Here is a 14,695-nt window from a genome sequence, read left to right on the forward strand (position 1 = left end):
ACGTGATCTGGACTCCAGACAGGACCTAAGGGACAGCGGTCGCGTTTGCGCAGCACGTCGATGACCGCGTCGCGCAGGATCTTGAAGCTGAACGCGTCGACGCTGTCGCTGGCCATCAGGGCATCCCACCGCACGTAGATGCGGTAGAAGGCGATGTTCGCCGCCTCCCGTGCGTCGTGCCACGAGTACAGCCTGGAGTAGGCCCACTTGGTGTAGCCGGCGCTCTTGCGGTGCACGAACGACTCGAACACCACCACCTTGCGCCGCAAGGCCGCCTCGCGCAGCACACCCTCCCCGGCGCTCACGAGGCAGTCCGCGGGACACCGACGGACCGGGCCTGTGAAAAGGGGCAGGGGGGTGCCGGCCTGCTGGAGCCCTCCCCTGCACCGCGCCGTTGCGCTGTGCCTTCAGACAAAGTGATTCCTTCTGGTCCGCAGGGATCCGGGGAGGCCTCCCCCAGCCCCCGGAAGAGCACAACGCTCTCACCCCTCATGCCGCGCTGCAGCCGCACCGCGTCCAGCCAGCAAACGCAAAGAGTTGATGGAGCATCACACTATGAAGCGAATGTTCGAGTCTTGGCGGGGCGCCCCCGCGTGCCCGCCGGGTACGGCGGGGGAGCTTTTTGCACTGGTCCAATGCGTGCGGGCGCGCGCCCGCGAGAAGGGACAATCCGCCTCGCCGCGCCGGGAGGCCGGCCGAACTCCACGCCGGGCAGACCGATAGCGCAGTGCGGGCCGTCGATGGCCCGCGGGATCCAGCCGCTCAGATCGAAGCCATGCCCTACGCCCGGCTCGCGAGGGCGTCGCGGTCGTTCGCTCTGCCCGCGACCGCGCCCGCAAGAAGGAACTTCCTCGGCGGCATCCGATAAGCCGGGCGCGCTGGTCACGCGGCGCGGTGTCGCCCCGTGCGTTTGTTGACGAGGGCCTCCTGGTCCTCCGGCAGCCCACGCCAACCGTGCGCGGCCAGGGCTTCCTCCGCCGTCATCGCCAGCGCGTTCCCGATGTCCTCCCACGAGGCTCCCGCCCGCCGGGCTGGTCCGATCCCTGTCAGCAGGCGTGCCTGTGCCTGGAGGCTGACGTACCCGATCACCTGAAGGGCTTTCAGTGGGTCCGTCTCCTGCAGTCGGTGGATCTCGGCGCCGAGCGCGGTCACTGCTTTCATTGCCGGCCGCTGCTCGGGGTCCTTGCCGTACAGCCCGGCCTCGATCTGCTCACTGTCCATGCTCCGACAACGAGCGATCCCTGCATGGAGTGTCTGCCCCAATGGGTGCAACTCGCCCCAGAATAACCGTAATTATCCTGTGCGTTCATTCTGCGCCACTCGTGCGGAGCGATCCGGCCGTTCGTCAGTAATCTACTGACGGCGAGTGTCCGTCAGGGATAGCCTGACGATATGGACAGCGAGCACGAGATCACCAGACTGGCCCCGCTCGACGAGGCGTACGTCGCCCACGCCGACAAGCTCAGCGAGTTGGCCCACGCGGTCTTGCAGGACTTCCCGCTCCGGCCCCGGACCCTCCGGGACAAGGGCGAGACCCTGCGCGACGCCCTGGCCCTGCGCGACCTCGCCGACCGCGTCGTGGAGGCCGCCATCGTCGTGGAGAACGAGCGAGGAGCGAGCTGGAGCGAGATCGGCGCCGCCGCGGGCATCACCAAGCAGACCGCGAACGCGAAGTGGGCCACCGCCGTACGCGCCTGGACCCTGATCAACCACCGCCGCGCCTCCGCCAGCCGCTCCGCCACCGAGATTGCCCGCAACCTCGACCGCTGGTACGCCGAGCTGGACCCCGACGAGAAGCACGCCATCACCGCCGGCCTCGACTCCGACGCCGCCCGGACCCTCGCCGCCGCGCAGAACGCGTCCCGCAACCGCGCCATGGCCGCCTTCCTGCAGGGCCAGCTCGCCATGCTCAAGGTCAAGAACACCGAGGCGTTCAACGCCGCCTTCGCCGCCACCGGCACCGAGGAGCAGCCCGCAGCCCGCAGGCGCTGGGCGCAGACCCACCTCGACCAGGCCGAGGTCTACGACCAGCTGGCCGCCGTGGAGCCGAACATCGCCGACGACCACCGGACCGATGCCGCCAAGCAGCGCGCCATCGCCGCCGAGATCAACCGAGACCAGGAGCAGACACCTTGACCTACGACACCGACCTCGCCGCCGCCAAGGAGCGCCCGCCGCGCCTGGACGTGCAGCTGCGGAGGCCATCCGCTACGAGATGACCGGCGAGAACGTCCCCGTCTTCCGGGAAGCTCTGGCCTGCATCGCCAACGCTGGGCCGTCGTGAAGGGAGTTGCAGATGTCACGCGTGGGACAGCGCTTTATTAACGATCGCCGTGGGGCGGTCTCCAGTACGGTCGTCGCATTGCCGCAATGAACTGGGGGGTGCATGAGGCATGGAGTCCAACGGTCATATCCGCCAAGGCACGGATCGGGCATTCAGGACCGGCGGAGGGCGCTCGTGATGAGCTTGCCCTTCGCCCGGCCCGGTCGCTTCTGGCGGGGAAATCTGCACACTCATTCCGACCAGTCCGACGGCGCGTTGTCGCCCCGGGAGACAGCGCGTCACTACCAGGAGGCCGGCTACGACTTCCTGGCGATCACCGATCACTTCCGGGCCGAGTACGGATTCCCTCTGACGGACACCCGGCCGCTGCGCGCCCCGGGGTTCACCACGATGCTGGGAGCCGAACTGCACGCCCCGCGCACCGAGGCCGGGCCGAAGTGGCACATTGTCGCTGTGGGGCTGCCCCTGGGGTTCCTGCCTCCTGAGCCCGGCGAGAGCGGTCCTCAACTGGCGCGCCGGGCGCGGGAGGCGGGTGCGTTCATCGGCATGGCCCATCCGGCGGCCTCGCTGCTCACGGCTGCCGATGCCGAGAGCCTGGACGCGGCCCACGCCGTCGAGGTCTTCAATGCGCTTTCGGCACGTGAGGACCGGGGTGACAGCTGGCATCTGACCGACGTCCTGCTCAACCGGGGACACCGGCTCAACGCCTACGCCGCCGATGACGCGCACTTCCAGCCCCAGGACCCGCCGGCCTGCGCGGCCTGGGTCCAGGTACGCGCCGAGTCCCTGGAGCCGGAGGCGCTGCTGGCGTCCCTCAAGGCCGGCCACTACTACTCGAGCACCGGGCCCGAGTTGCACGACATCCGCCTCGATGCCGGGCTGATCACAGTGCGCTGTTCGCCCGTGCGCAAGGTGCTGCTCACCGGAGGTGCCCCGGGCGCGCAGGTGGTCCAGGGCGAGGCGCTGACGGAGTGTTCCCTGCCGGTGGCGATGTTCGGGAACGGATTCTGCCGGGTCACCGTCGAGGATGCCTCCGGAGGCCGTGCCTGGAGCAACCCGATCCGCCTGGGACCGCTTGGCGCCCCGTCAACCGGGGCCTGACCCCGATCACAAGACCGTCCGTTGCATCGAGACCGGAGAAAGGAATCCTCGTCATGCTCTGGCCCGCGCTCCGCGCGCTCTCCCACGGAGAGCTGACACCCGACCAGTTGCAGTGGTTGCTCGGCACGTTCCGGCTTGAGGAGGTACCCCGCACCGAGGGGCCCGGCGCGGCGAAGAGCATCGCGCACCGCTCCTTCCAGGACGGCCCGGATACCAGCCTCGTTCTGGATCTTGCCCGCACCGGCGGCTCCGGTTGGGTGTTCACGTTGTTCTACTCGGGGCAACGGCCTTCGGCCAGCACCGTCGAGGGCTATCGGGCCCTGTTCCGCGACGCCGTCGACCGGCTCGGTCTCACCCTCGTCGAGATCACCCCCGCCGCCACCGCCGACGAAGTCCTCGTCACACCCCCGGCTCCTGCCGGCGCTCCCGATTCCGCGGTCGGCGCCCATTGGGCCTTCCCCTACGACGACCTGGACCGTGTGTGGCCGCACGTCGGTCTGCGGCCGGACAGCCCCCGGGAGGTGAAGGAGGTCAAGCTGCGCGAACTGATGCGCACCCCGGCGTGGTCCGACGCGCCCGCGGCTCTCCGGCACCAGGCCGAGGAATTCCTCGGCGACGGCTGACCCGGCCGCCGCCCGGGAGGGCAACGGTCGCGACCTGGACACCAAGCACAGAGATCAGCGGGGGAACTGCGATGAGCGAGCAGCCGGCCAGCGAGGCGGGCGGGGCAGCGGCGCGTACCGTTGCGCTGCCCGCGATGGCGGGAGACGGGTGGGTGAACTGTGCCCAGGGGCATGGGCACTGGGGCCGGTTCGGCGCCGCCGGGCTGCTGCCCGTCCATCGCGCGGCGGACGGTGAAGCGTATGTGCTCATGCACCATCGGGGCGCGGACACCGACCAGGGAGAGACCTGGTCGCTGCTCGGAGGCGCACGCGACAGTCACGAGTCCGCGGCCGAAGCCGCGATCCGGGAGGCCGTCGAGGAGAGCACCCTCGACCCCGCCCGGGTCCGCGTGGAGCACGTCGTCCGGGACGACCACGGCGGCTGGTCCTACGACACCGTGATCGTTTCGGTCGACCACCAGATGCCGGTCCGGCCGGTCGAAGGCGAGTCCTTGGCGCTGTCCTGGATTCCGCTTTCCGACGTCGCGGGGATGACTCTTCATCCCGGCTTCGCCACGAGCTGGCCGAGGGTCCGTGCCGCGCTCGACTTGGTGCTCGCCGGCGAGCCCGCCACATCGGGTGCCCCATCCCCCGAGGCCGTGCCTCTGCTGCCCGCGCACCCGCTCACCGGTGCGCACGCGGTTGCCAGCGAGGCCCTTCATCACCGTGACGGCATCGCGACGCGAGAGCTGGTCACGTTCGCCGATGGCTCCCGGGCCGTCTACGAGGAGTTCGTCCGAGCCGAGGACGCGACGGTCAAGGTCCTCGATGCCTACGTCGGCCGCTCGGTGGGTGCCCGTGTCCCGCTGTCCCACCCGGTGGCCGCTCGCGGGGTCTACACCGATCACATGCCCGGTGAGCCAGCCTCCACCCGCCATCAGAGCCTGGCCGGTCTCGCGGCCCAGGGGGCGGCCGCGACCCGCGACGGCGTGTTCCTCGGTCTGCACTATGCCCTGACCGCCGCCCACGGCGTCACCGTCGGCCAACTCGTCGTCGGGGAGCAGCAGAGCCTGATCCCCGTCGACGACCGGGTCGCACCGCGCGGTCCGCTCCCGGACCCCACGAACCCGTTCGTCGGCGTCTTCTTCCGGCAGGTCGAGGCGCATGTGTTCTCCTGGGTGGACAACCCGGTCCCGCCGGGCGACATCGAGATCATGCGGCGGCATCTGGACGGTCTGCGGCCGCTGTTCGAGCATGTCGGCCGGCTCGATCTCCATGACACGGTCTTGGAGCGGTTCGGCCAGGTGGCGGAGCACGCCACCGGAACCAGGCCGCTGTTGCCCCGGCCACCCGCAGACCGCGTCGTGCTCGCGGACCCGGTACCCGAGCGGCACTATCCGCTTCCGCCCCCGCAGGGGTCGCAGGAACGGCTCGACCATCAGCGGATCGGCGAGGCGCTGCTGACCGACGACGGCCGGATCACCGAGACGCCCCAGGCCAAGACCATCGCGATCCAGGCCCTCGCCGCGCAGATGCGGTCCTCCACACCCGAACTCGTCCTGGCGTCCATGGGCCTGGGCGTCGGCAATGACATGGCGGACCACTTGGGTGACGGCCGCTACGTGCTGGTCCCGCACAACGAGCGGTACCCCTCCATGGGAGCCGACGTCCTGCATGCCGGCGAGCTCGACCCGTCGGACCCCAGGCATGCCCCGGACCGGGTGGTGGGCATGGACACCCCGCAGGCCGACGCTCTGGTCCGCATGATCGCGGTGAGCGAGCTGATGAGCTCCTGGGCCTACGGCTCCAACAACAACGTGCGGGTGCTGGCCCTGCAGCAGGCCGCCCAGGAGGAGTTCGGCCTCACCCAGGTGCTGGAATGGCGGATGGACCGCAAGACGCGCTTCGCCGTCGACCTCGAGCTCGACTACAACCGCGACGCGCTGCGGGAGTTCCTCCGCACCCAGTACGCGATGACCCAGGAGGTCCTCGCCGCCCGCGGCATCACCGAAGTGGTCTGCTACCGGGCGCTGAGCTGGCCCGCAGGGGCAGAGCAGCCGGACTGGGCAGGCCTGGACGTCGGCGACACTTTCGAGGCTCGCCAGCGGCCGCTGGCGAGCTGGTCGGCCGACCGCCGGATCGTCGCCGACTGGCTGGAACAGCGGGGCGGCAGCGGTGTCGTCCTCGCCGACCGCAAGCCCGCGCAGGACATCCTGTCCCTGCCCACGACCGGCATGGGCTACCTCGCCCAGAAGGAGTGGGTGACCCTGCCGGGCGACAGCCTGGTCACCCTGGACGGCGTGTTCACCGACACGGCCCAGGCGCTGCCCGCGGAGCAGACCGCGGCCAGCAGCATTTCCCTGGGTGCCCCTGCCCTGGACAACGCCGCAGACGGCCCGGCGGAAACGGCAGCGCCGCCACTGGGTGCCGGCACCCAGTGGCGGCCGTTACCGGTCACGGGGGAGCTCCTCCCCGCCGACCCGCTCGACAGCCAGATCATCCGGATCCTCGACGGCACGGAAGAGGCGCCCGCCTGGTGGCCGCGGGACGACTCCGGCTACGCCATCACCCGGCGCGACCTCGATTTCCTCGGCATCAGCCCGGTCCAGGTGAAGTGGCTGCTCACGGGCGAGGCTCCCATGGGCCTGACCCCGGCGCTCTACCGGCAGTTCGGCACGGAGATGCTGGCGGCGCTGGAACGCGACGGCATCGCTCCGTCCCAGGTCGACATACGGCTCAAGGGGACCGGAGCCGGGTTCTTCTCCGGGATTCACAAGACACTGCCGCGCGAGGACGAGCTGGCGGACAGACCGGCGGCGGCTCAGCGCCTGCGCGAGTGGTTCGGCGGCGACCAGGACCGTCCGCTGCGCCGCCCGTACGACGCCATGTGGCGCCTCGGCCTGGAACCGGAACCCAGCGACTTCGACCTGGACATCAACAGCACCGCGATCGTCCGGGCCGCCCGCGCCCACTGGAGGTCCCACCACGCCGACCGGTACGCCGGCGACTTCATGAACGGCCACGGATACCTCGACAAGCAGGCAGTGACGGGCACCTTACCCGCGCTGGCCGCGTGGGCGAGCCGGTGGGAAGAGCTGCTGAGCCGGCCGCTGTCCCTGGGGGTCTTCGAATCCAGCGGACCGTTCGATGCCACCGTGCTCGGCCGCTCCCTCTCCTCGCACTTCCGCGGCACCGACTGGATCATCCACAGCCCCGACACCCCCATGGCCTGGCGCACCCCCCGGTCAGTGATCCCCGCCCCGATCGCATCGCCGCAAGAGAGCCGACAACCGCACAACCCTCCTCAACCGGAGGCCGATCCGCGGGACGCGCCGGCCCTGGAGCAGCGGGCCGTCCCTGCCGCCGAGCGGCCCCAGCAGCAAGCCGCAGTGCCGAGCGCCGTGCAGGGGCTCCTTGACGAGCGGGCACGGCCCCTCTCCCCGCCCGAGGCGGTCGGCTGGCTTACCCGCTACCGCGACGTGGTGATCGCTCTCGCCGCCCGCGACGAGATCACCGACGCCACCCGCCCGGTCCTGCAGCGCCTGGCCACCGACGCCGAGACGGTCGCAGTGACGGCCGACGCGGACCGCCGCGGCGCATTCCGCACCTCCTTCGCGGCCGCGCACACCGTGCTCCAGGCCGTGGTGTCCGAACCGCCGGGGTCCGACGTGCCCCTGCAGCTGCTGCCGGACAGCGAGATCACCAAGCTGCACGCACGGCTGACCCGCGCCGAGGAAGCCGCCCGGCGGGCTGCCAACCCGCCCCAGAACGAAGCGGCGGCCGACGTCGTCAAGCGACTCGCCGACCAGGGCGCATCGCAGGAGATGATCGAGCGCGCGCGGAACTCGGCGCTGGAGGACCAGCAGTACGCGCGGGCGCAGTCCGCGGCCGCAGCCACTCAGGCGACCAGGCTGGGGCATCTGCGGGAGCAGACCGCCAGCGAGATCGAGCGGCGCCGCCGCCTCTCCCCCGCGGAGCGGCAGGCTGAGGAAGGCGTGCGCCAGCAGATCCGGGGAGCCAGGGCGGCGCGTCCTGCGCAGACCGCAGCCCCCGCTCCGCCGAGTGCGCAGGCGCCCCGGGTCCACGGACCGCAGCAACCTCCGCAGGGCAAGGGCCGCTCGCTGTAGGCGCGGTACCCGGTGCGTGGGGCAGTGCCGGTCCGGGCTCGCGCAGCTGACGCACAACATACTCCGAACCATCTCGGCGGCACGCCCACCGCACGTCAGCCCGAAGCGCGCGGGGAGCGTGCCGTCGGTTGCGTGGCAGCCGCAGCACGGGGGCGGGGTGCGATCTGACGCTGGGCGGCGGCTGCCTGGGGGACCGCTGCCCGGGGGGATGCAGCGGTAGCGGACGCAGCCGAGCCGGTGGTGCCCGAGTGCGTCGCGGCCAGGCGCTCGGCGTGGGCCTTTGCCGTGTCGGCCACGACACGCAGGGATTTGAGGTCCGCCTCGGCGAAGCGGCCTTGCACCGCCGCCCGGCGCGCCAGGGAGAGCGCGGTGTCGGCCACCTTGCTGTATGCGGCGGCGGCCGGCGCCGGGCCGGTGGGCAGGTCGGCCTCGGGGAGCGCCTTCCAGGCGTCGCGGAAGGCGACGAGCTTCGGGTGGCTGGAGTCCAGCAGGTCCTGTCCCATGGGGGTCTTAGTCCACGCCTGGAAGTACCGGACGACGTCGTGCGTGGCCTGGACCGCATCATCACGTGACGCGTACGGCTGCGTTGCCCTGGGGGCCTCGGGAGCTGCCGCGGGCTGTTGCGCTGCCGGAGCCGGGGCAGCCGCCTCCTTCACCTGCTGGCTGTCAACGGCCTGTTGGGCGCTGGTCTCGGCCTCGGGTGCCTCGGCCTGGTCGGTCGGCTCCGTGCGTGCTGCGGAGCTGTAGCTGAGGGAGGCGTCGCCGAGTGCGAGCAGGGCATCGGCGGTCGGCACCTCGCGGTCGGTGGCGCCGCTGAGCTTGTCCGCCGTCTTGATAGCGATCTCCGCGATCTTCTCGCAGATGCGGATGGAAAGGTTCTTCCAGAACCCCTGGAACCGGCTGTCCTTGCTGAGCTTGTGCCAGTAGGCGCCGGCCTTCTCCTTGAGGGTGTCCCACAGGTGCCGGGCCGCGCCGCGGATGGTCTGCAGGCGTTGCCATTCCGGGGAGTCCTTGAAGTCGGCCTGCTGGTCGACCTTCTCCAGGGCAGCATTGACGGCGTCGGCCGCCGCGGCAGGGCCGGAGGCCTCTTCTTCTTCGGTGGCGCGGGTGGTGGGCCGGGCCGCGCGGGCCTCGTCCAACGCCTCGTCGAGGATGCGCAGGTCACCGGCGAGAGCAGCACGCAGGTCCTCGGGCGTGCCGCGGTCGGCGGGGACGTGGTCCTGCCACGCCTGCAGTGCGGCGTCCAGGGCGCCCGCGAGGTCCTCGGTGCGTCCCGCTTCGGCCGGCGGGGGGCTCTGCGGTGCCGCGTCGGGGTGCTGCGAGGGCTGGTCCCTCAGCCGCCAGACGGGAGCGCCCTCGGAGGAGAGGATGTTGCCGTCCTGCTGCCAGCGGCCGGGCGGCAGCTCCGTTCCCGTCCACAGCGGCAACTCGGGGCGGGCGCGGGCAGCTGCCTGCCGCGCTGCCTCCTCCACCCGCTGCACATTGCGGTCACCAGCGGTGGCCTCGGCCGGGGACATCGCGGCCGGCTCGGCCTCCGCGGCCCGTGCCTGCGCCACCTGCAGCAGGCGGGAGGCGCCCGGCCCCACAGCAGGGGCTGCCTCCTGGCCCGCGGCGGCCGCCTCCTGACGAGACGGCGCCTGCCGGCCCTGGTCCGTGCTCTGCTGCGGCTGCGGCACAGCAGCGGTGTTCAGCTCGGCAGCCTGCTGCGGCGAGGGTGTACCGGTATCGGTCTGCGGGGTCTCTATCTGCTCCATGGTCCTGCGGATCCGGGCGTCGAGGTGAGCGGCCTGTCCCATCAGCTGCGCCAGGGCAAAGCCCATGGCCCGGCGCTCCGCGCCCGTCAGGCGTCGGCGCCACCGCTCGGCGTCACCACGCAGCGTGTCCAGGTCCACGGACAGCTCCCGCGCCCCCGACACGCTCGCCGCTGTCGGCTGTTGTTCCGTCACCGTGTTCAGGACGGACGCGAGCACGGCGTCGAACCGCAGGAACTCAGGGTTCTGTACTCCATACGGCCAGGCCGCGGCCGCGGCGCTGGTGATCCGGGCACGGTTGGCTTCGAGGACGCGGCGGACTTCGGTGGCCATGACGGCGGACGCCCGCACGTCGCCGTCGGCCCGGTAGGGGTGCGCCTCGGCGAGCGGCCGGCCGGCGTCCACCGCCCACAGGCCCAGGACATCACGCACGGCCATGTCCATGGACTCGGCGAGCGGGGTGTGGTCCGCCCCGACGGCAGCAGACCACATGCCGATGAGGTCCTCGTGCAACGTGGCCAGGGTGTCCCCGTTGGGGTAGGTGATCTCCACCTGTTCCGCTGTCCCGCCCTGCGGCCCGGCCTGGACCAGAAGGAAGGGCTGCCCGTTGAACGTCACGGTGCTCTCGATCGGATCCTGACGGCGCCAGCGTTCCTGCTCCGCCACCACTGCAGCGGTCTGCTGCGGTTCCTCGGCCATGCTCGGCCCCTCCTTCGACGGCGCCGCAGGTTGCTGGCCGGCGGCGAGTTCTGCGGAATCCTCAGCCTCAGCCGGGCCTGCCGGTGCCGGAGAGTCTCTTCGATCCCCGGACGGCGCGGTAGGCCGCTCGGTGTGGCTGTCCTGGTCCTGCTGCGGGAGGCCTCCCGCCCGGTCCTCCTCGGCGGCGGGTGCACGGCCGTGACGATGGGCTCGTTGTCTGGACCGTAGACGGTGATCTGCCCGGACTCGCGGGTGTAGTGGTATCCCTCGAGGCCGCCGTCGACGGGGACGGCGGTGGCGGGAAGCGGCGGCAGGGTGCTCAAGGCTTCCTCCCCCAAGGACATGAGACATGTTCAAAGGTGTGCGGTGGGTTACAGCGGCGGGTCGGCCTCGGCGGCGAGCCGGTCGACTTCGGCCTGTGCCGGGTGCCGGGCCGGTGCCGTGGTCGCGTCGGACGTCGACAGGTAGAGGCGGAAGGCCTCCTCGGTGCCGGGCGGCGGCGGGACGACCGGCGGCGGCTCCTGGTGAGTTCCGGTGGCGCAGGCGGCGAGCTGGAGGCGTGGGGTGAAGTTGTGGAGTGTGCTGATCCAGTCGGCCTCGGCGAGTCCGGCGGGCGGGTCGCCGGCGTAGACGCGGAGCCAGCCGGCGTAGAGCGCGGTGAGGTGTTCGACGACGGCGGAGTGCTGGTACCAGCACAGCGGGATCTGGTTGTGCAGCTCGAAGGTGGACCGGAGCCAGTCGACCCACTCGGCGAGTTCACGGAGCCGGGTGCGCCGTTCGGCGGGCTCCATGGCCGCCCACACCCACCGCTGCGGTTCCGGCTCTTCCTCGCCCTCGCCCGCCGGTTGTCCGTCCGGCAGGTCGGGCCACGCAGATGCGGGGTCGGTCAGCGGGTCAGACACGGCTCGCTCCTCCCGTCGGGGCAGGGTTCTTGCCGAGGCTGACCGTCCCCGCAGCCGGGGCGGGGGCCGCGAGGAGCTTCTTGAGGTCCTTGTCGCGGAAGGTGAGCCGCATGCGGACCTTGATGGGCGGCAGGTTGGAGTACTGGGCGATGGCGGTGAAGTCGGGGAGTTGCTGGAGGGAGTAGATGGGGGCGAGGTCGGTCTCCGTGGGCGAGGTGTTGGTGGAGTACTCGCCCCGCGAGTAGCCGACCGAGGTGCGCTGGACCTCGGTACGGCTGTACAGGGTGGAGAAGTAGCGCAAGGTCTCCAGATCGCCGCAGCCGGGCAGCAACATGCGCAAGCCGCTGGCGGACAACACGGTGTTGGCCTTCTCGGTGCCCAGGCGTTCGCGCAGCTGGGACAGGTCGTGCCAGACGGTGAGGACGTCGATGCCCATGCCCCGGCCGGTGGTCAGGATGTTGGGCAGGCGGGGGTAGCGGAGCATGTTGCCGGCCTCGTCGACCATGACGCCGAGCGAGGGGTCCAGTGGGCGGCCGGTGTTGTTGTAGCGGACTTCGGCGCCGTGGATGATGCTGGCGACGATCGATGTGATCAGCGGTGCGAACCGCTCGGCGTCCGCCTCGGAGGCGATCAGGCAGACGGTGCCGTTCTGGTCCAGCAGTTCCTCGACGGTGAAGTCCGTGCCCGAGCAGGTCTCCCGGACCTCCTCATCGGCGTAGACGCGGGCCAAGACGTTCAGGGAGAACTGGATGCTGCCGATGCCGTCTTCGTGCAGGCGCAGCCAGGGTGAGGCGTAGTCGTCGGCGACGTCGGTGTAGCCGTGCTGGAGCAGGACGGCGCGGACGTGGTCGAGGGCGTCCTTGCCGAGGCTGAGCCAGCGGCGCATGCCGTTGATGCCGCCCCCGGACAGGTGGGAGGCCAGCAGCACGCCCTTGAGGACGTTCTTGGCCTGGTCGATCCAGGGCGCGGCGCGCTTGTCGTCGCTCGAGGAGGCGGCCTCCGCCATCCAGGCGGCCATCCGGTCGGCGGCTTTCGCGTCCACGCAGTAGTCGACCGGGGACCACTTGTTGCTGCTCCGCCCGGGAATCCCGGCGGGGGCGATGACCCACACCGGGCCGAGTGCCCGGCGCCGGGCGTAGATGATGTCCAAGTCGGCGGCTTTGGTGGTGGTCACGACCAGCGGGCCCTGCCACTCGGCCGCGTTCGGGAGCACCAGGCCAGTGGTCTTCGACGAGCCGGGGACGCCGAACACGGTGGCGCTGATGTTCGGGCGGGACGCCACGATCTTCTTCGTGCGCAGGCCGCGGCCGGCCGTGATCTGGTTGCGCCGCTTCTCGGGCTCTTCGGCGACCTTCAGCTTCCGTTCGACGCGGGCGCCGCCCCACTGGGCCCCGCCCTGCTGCGGGCCGCCGAATCGCTTCCACAGCCACAGCGCGGCCCAGCCGAGCGCCCCCCACACCAGCACCGTCAGCGCCCAGAACAGCCAGGCCGGCGGGCCCGGCGTCCACGCCTGCCCCGGGCTTTTCGCGACGGCGGTGATGACGGTTGTGGCCGGGTCGGCGTCGGCACTGGCCCAGCCGCGGCCGGACAGCAGAGCCGCCGCCGGGCCGGTGACCAGAGTGCAGGCCGCGACCCCGATGCCGGACAGCAGCAGAGCGGGGGCCACGAGACCGCCGTTGCTGGCGTTCTTCCCACCGCTGCTCATACCGTCATCCGCTCGTCGGTGTGGAACAACTTCTTCTCCAGCGCGGTGAGGTGCAATTGGACCGGGTGGGAGCCGGCCTTGCCGACCTTCCACAGGGCCCGGCCGGCGTGGGCCTTGCCCCAGGAGCTGATCAGCTCGTATTCGGCGTCGGTGAGTCCGACGGCTTCCTGGATCGCTTGCAGCGGGCGGGAGTCCTGGGCGAGCTGGATGCGCGTCTCGCAGCTGCTGATCATGTCCTTGGCGATGGCGACGGCCTCGGAGTCCGCGGCGCCCACCGACTCGAAGTCGGTCAATCGGTGCGTGGCCAGGACCTGGATGGTGCCGTCGGCACGCGAGAGCCGCAGGTCTGAGTCGATCTTGCGGACCATGGAGGAGCCGCCGGAGCGCATCGCGCGCCAGAGCTCGTCGCGGACGACCAGCCGGGGCGGGCCCGGGGTGTCGATCGCGGCCTGTGCCCAGCTGCTGACGCAGGTGAGGATCATCGAGACGATGTCGTCGCCGTAGGACTTCATGCGGGAGATGTCCACGCACTGGATGGGTGCGGAGAAGTCGAGCTCGCTGGAGGTCTCAGCGTCGAAGAGGCCGCCGAGGTGGCCGTTGACCATGGCGCCGAGGGCGGCCCGGATGCTGCGGGTGAGCTCCCGGGTGGTCTGGATGTCCTCGTCGCGGACCCGCAGCTCGTAGGCCATCGCCTTGGTCGGGTCCTTCAGCGCGGCATGCACGGCCGGCAGGGTCGGCGGGGTGAGCTTGGTGTTGCCGGCGAGCTCACCGGTGACCTCGCGGATCGCGGCGGAGACCGCTTCTTCCTCCTCCGCCAACAGCGTCCGGCGCAGCTGGAGCTCCAACAAAGCCTTCAGCAGCGACAGGCGGCGGCGGTGGATCTCGGTGAGCCGGGTTAGCAGTTCGCCGCGGTCGGTGACCTTGTCCAGCCCCTGCCCGAGCGGGCCGGCGTCCAGGGGGTTGAGACGGCCTTTCATCCCCGGGCCCAGGAGCAGGGGCTCGTAGCCGAGGTAGCGGGTCATCTCGGCGTACTCGCCCTTGACGTCCCCGGCGATCAACGTGTGGGTACCGAACGCCATCAACCTCAGTGCCAGGGCCTTGATGTGCGCGGACTTCCCCGAGCCCGGGATGCCCGTGATCATCACGTTGGGGTTGGTGACCAGGCCTTCGGCCACCCACACGCTGGGGTGCGCGGAGAACGCCCGCATGCTCAGGACGTTCCAGCCCATGTAGGCGCCGACCGGCGGCAACGAGCTGGCATGCAGGAACGGGTACAGGCCGGAGACCTGGCTGGTGTCGGCGCGGTGCACCTCCGGTGCCGCCTCGTTGGCGGCCCGGCCGGCGAAGGCGGCGTTCGTACCGCGGCGCGGCGGCACGTAGCCGATGCCCTCGCGCGTCTTCTTCCCGGACTTGGGGGCCGGTGCCGGGCGCGGCCGCCCTTCGCCCAGCAGGTGCCCGAGCTGCTGGGCGGGCAGTGCGGTCTCGTCGTCCTTGTCCGCGGAGCGCGAGAAGGAGAAGGCCATG

10 protein-coding genes are annotated in these 14,695 nt (G+C 71.2%); 4 read left to right on the plus strand and 6 right to left on the minus strand.

Annotated elements, in window-relative coordinates; genetic code table 11:
- Both ACLHRZ_RS31555 and ACLHRZ_RS31560 read right to left on the minus strand, forming a co-directional pair.
- A partial coding sequence (locus ACLHRZ_RS31555; protein ID WP_490422007.1) for an RNA polymerase sigma factor occupies positions 1–305 on the minus strand: 305 nt, incomplete at its 3' end.
- A gap of 577 nt (positions 306–882) precedes the next feature.
- On the minus strand, positions 883–1,221 hold the full coding sequence (locus ACLHRZ_RS31560; protein ID WP_490422008.1) for a hypothetical protein: 339 nt from the start codon (positions 1,219–1,221) through the stop codon (positions 883–885).
- Positions 1,222–1,392: 171 nt separating this feature from the next.
- Here ACLHRZ_RS31560 and ACLHRZ_RS31565 point away from each other — a divergent pair, with 171 nt between their 5' ends.
- The 4 genes from ACLHRZ_RS31565 (at position 1,393) to ACLHRZ_RS31580 (ending at position 8,114) form a co-directional block, all read left to right on the plus strand.
- Positions 1,393–2,136 carry a hypothetical protein gene (locus ACLHRZ_RS31565; RefSeq protein WP_490422009.1) on the plus strand — a complete coding sequence of 248 codons (744 nt, stop codon included), beginning with the start codon at positions 1,393–1,395 and terminating at the stop codon, positions 2,134–2,136.
- 325 nt (positions 2,137–2,461) lie between these two features.
- Positions 2,462–3,385, plus strand: a complete 924-nt coding sequence (locus ACLHRZ_RS31570; RefSeq protein ID WP_490422010.1) for a CehA/McbA family metallohydrolase — start codon at positions 2,462–2,464, stop codon at positions 3,383–3,385.
- Between the two features lie 53 nt (positions 3,386–3,438).
- Positions 3,439–4,008 carry a hypothetical protein gene (locus tag ACLHRZ_RS31575; protein WP_490422011.1) on the plus strand — a complete coding sequence of 190 codons (570 nt, stop codon included), beginning with the start codon at positions 3,439–3,441 and terminating at the stop codon, positions 4,006–4,008.
- 71 nt (positions 4,009–4,079) lie between these two features.
- Complete coding sequence (locus tag ACLHRZ_RS31580) at positions 4,080–8,114, plus strand: NUDIX domain-containing protein (RefSeq protein WP_490422012.1); 4,035 nt, start codon at positions 4,080–4,082, stop codon at positions 8,112–8,114.
- 95 nt (positions 8,115–8,209) lie between these two features.
- Here the strand turns inward: ACLHRZ_RS31580 and ACLHRZ_RS31585 are convergent, their stop codons facing one another.
- The 4 genes from ACLHRZ_RS31585 to ACLHRZ_RS31600 form a co-directional block, all read right to left on the minus strand.
- The gene (locus ACLHRZ_RS31585) at positions 8,210–10,564 is read right to left on the minus strand and encodes a hypothetical protein (RefSeq protein ID WP_490422013.1); all 2,355 of its coding nucleotides are present in this window, start codon (positions 10,562–10,564) and stop codon (positions 8,210–8,212) included.
- 371 nt (positions 10,565–10,935) lie between these two features.
- A complete protein-coding gene (locus ACLHRZ_RS31590) occupies positions 10,936–11,466 on the minus strand; it encodes a hypothetical protein (protein ID WP_490422014.1) in 531 nt (176 codons plus the stop codon).
- Positions 11,459–13,171 carry a type IV secretory system conjugative DNA transfer family protein gene (locus tag ACLHRZ_RS31595; protein WP_490422015.1) on the minus strand — a complete coding sequence of 571 codons (1,713 nt, stop codon included), beginning with the start codon at positions 13,169–13,171 and terminating at the stop codon, positions 11,459–11,461. The genes ACLHRZ_RS31590 and ACLHRZ_RS31595 overlap by 8 nt, the downstream gene beginning before the upstream one ends.
- Positions 13,168–14,694, minus strand: a complete 1,527-nt coding sequence (locus tag ACLHRZ_RS31600) for a type VI secretion protein (RefSeq protein ID WP_490422016.1) — start codon at positions 14,692–14,694, stop codon at positions 13,168–13,170. Before ACLHRZ_RS31600 ends, ACLHRZ_RS31595 begins: the two co-directional genes overlap by 4 nt.
- Position 14,695 lies beyond the last annotated feature (1 nt).

The organism is Streptomyces sp. AM25 (genome assembly GCF_058146165.1).

Bases quoted from the DNA above. Each gene is read 5' to 3' on its own strand.
- ACLHRZ_RS31560 (WP_490422008.1), bottom strand. From the start codon at position 1,221: ATGGACAGTGAGCAGATCGAGGCCGGGCTGTACGGCAAGGACCCCGAG.
- ACLHRZ_RS31565 (WP_490422009.1), top strand. From the start codon at position 1,393: ATGGACAGCGAGCACGAGATCACCAGACTGGCCCCGCTCGACGAGGCG.
- ACLHRZ_RS31570 (WP_490422010.1), top strand. From the start codon at position 2,462: ATGAGCTTGCCCTTCGCCCGGCCCGGTCGCTTCTGGCGGGGAAATCTG.
- ACLHRZ_RS31575 (WP_490422011.1), top strand. From the start codon at position 3,439: ATGCTCTGGCCCGCGCTCCGCGCGCTCTCCCACGGAGAGCTGACACCC.
- ACLHRZ_RS31580 (WP_490422012.1), top strand. From the start codon at position 4,080: ATGAGCGAGCAGCCGGCCAGCGAGGCGGGCGGGGCAGCGGCGCGTACC.
- ACLHRZ_RS31585 (WP_490422013.1), bottom strand. From the start codon at position 10,564: ATGGCCGAGGAACCGCAGCAGACCGCTGCAGTGGTGGCGGAGCAGGAA.
- ACLHRZ_RS31595 (WP_490422015.1), bottom strand. From the start codon at position 13,171: ATGAGCAGCGGTGGGAAGAACGCCAGCAACGGCGGTCTCGTGGCCCCC.
- ACLHRZ_RS31600 (WP_490422016.1), bottom strand. From the start codon at position 14,694: ATGGCCTTCTCCTTCTCGCGCTCCGCGGACAAGGACGACGAGACCGCA.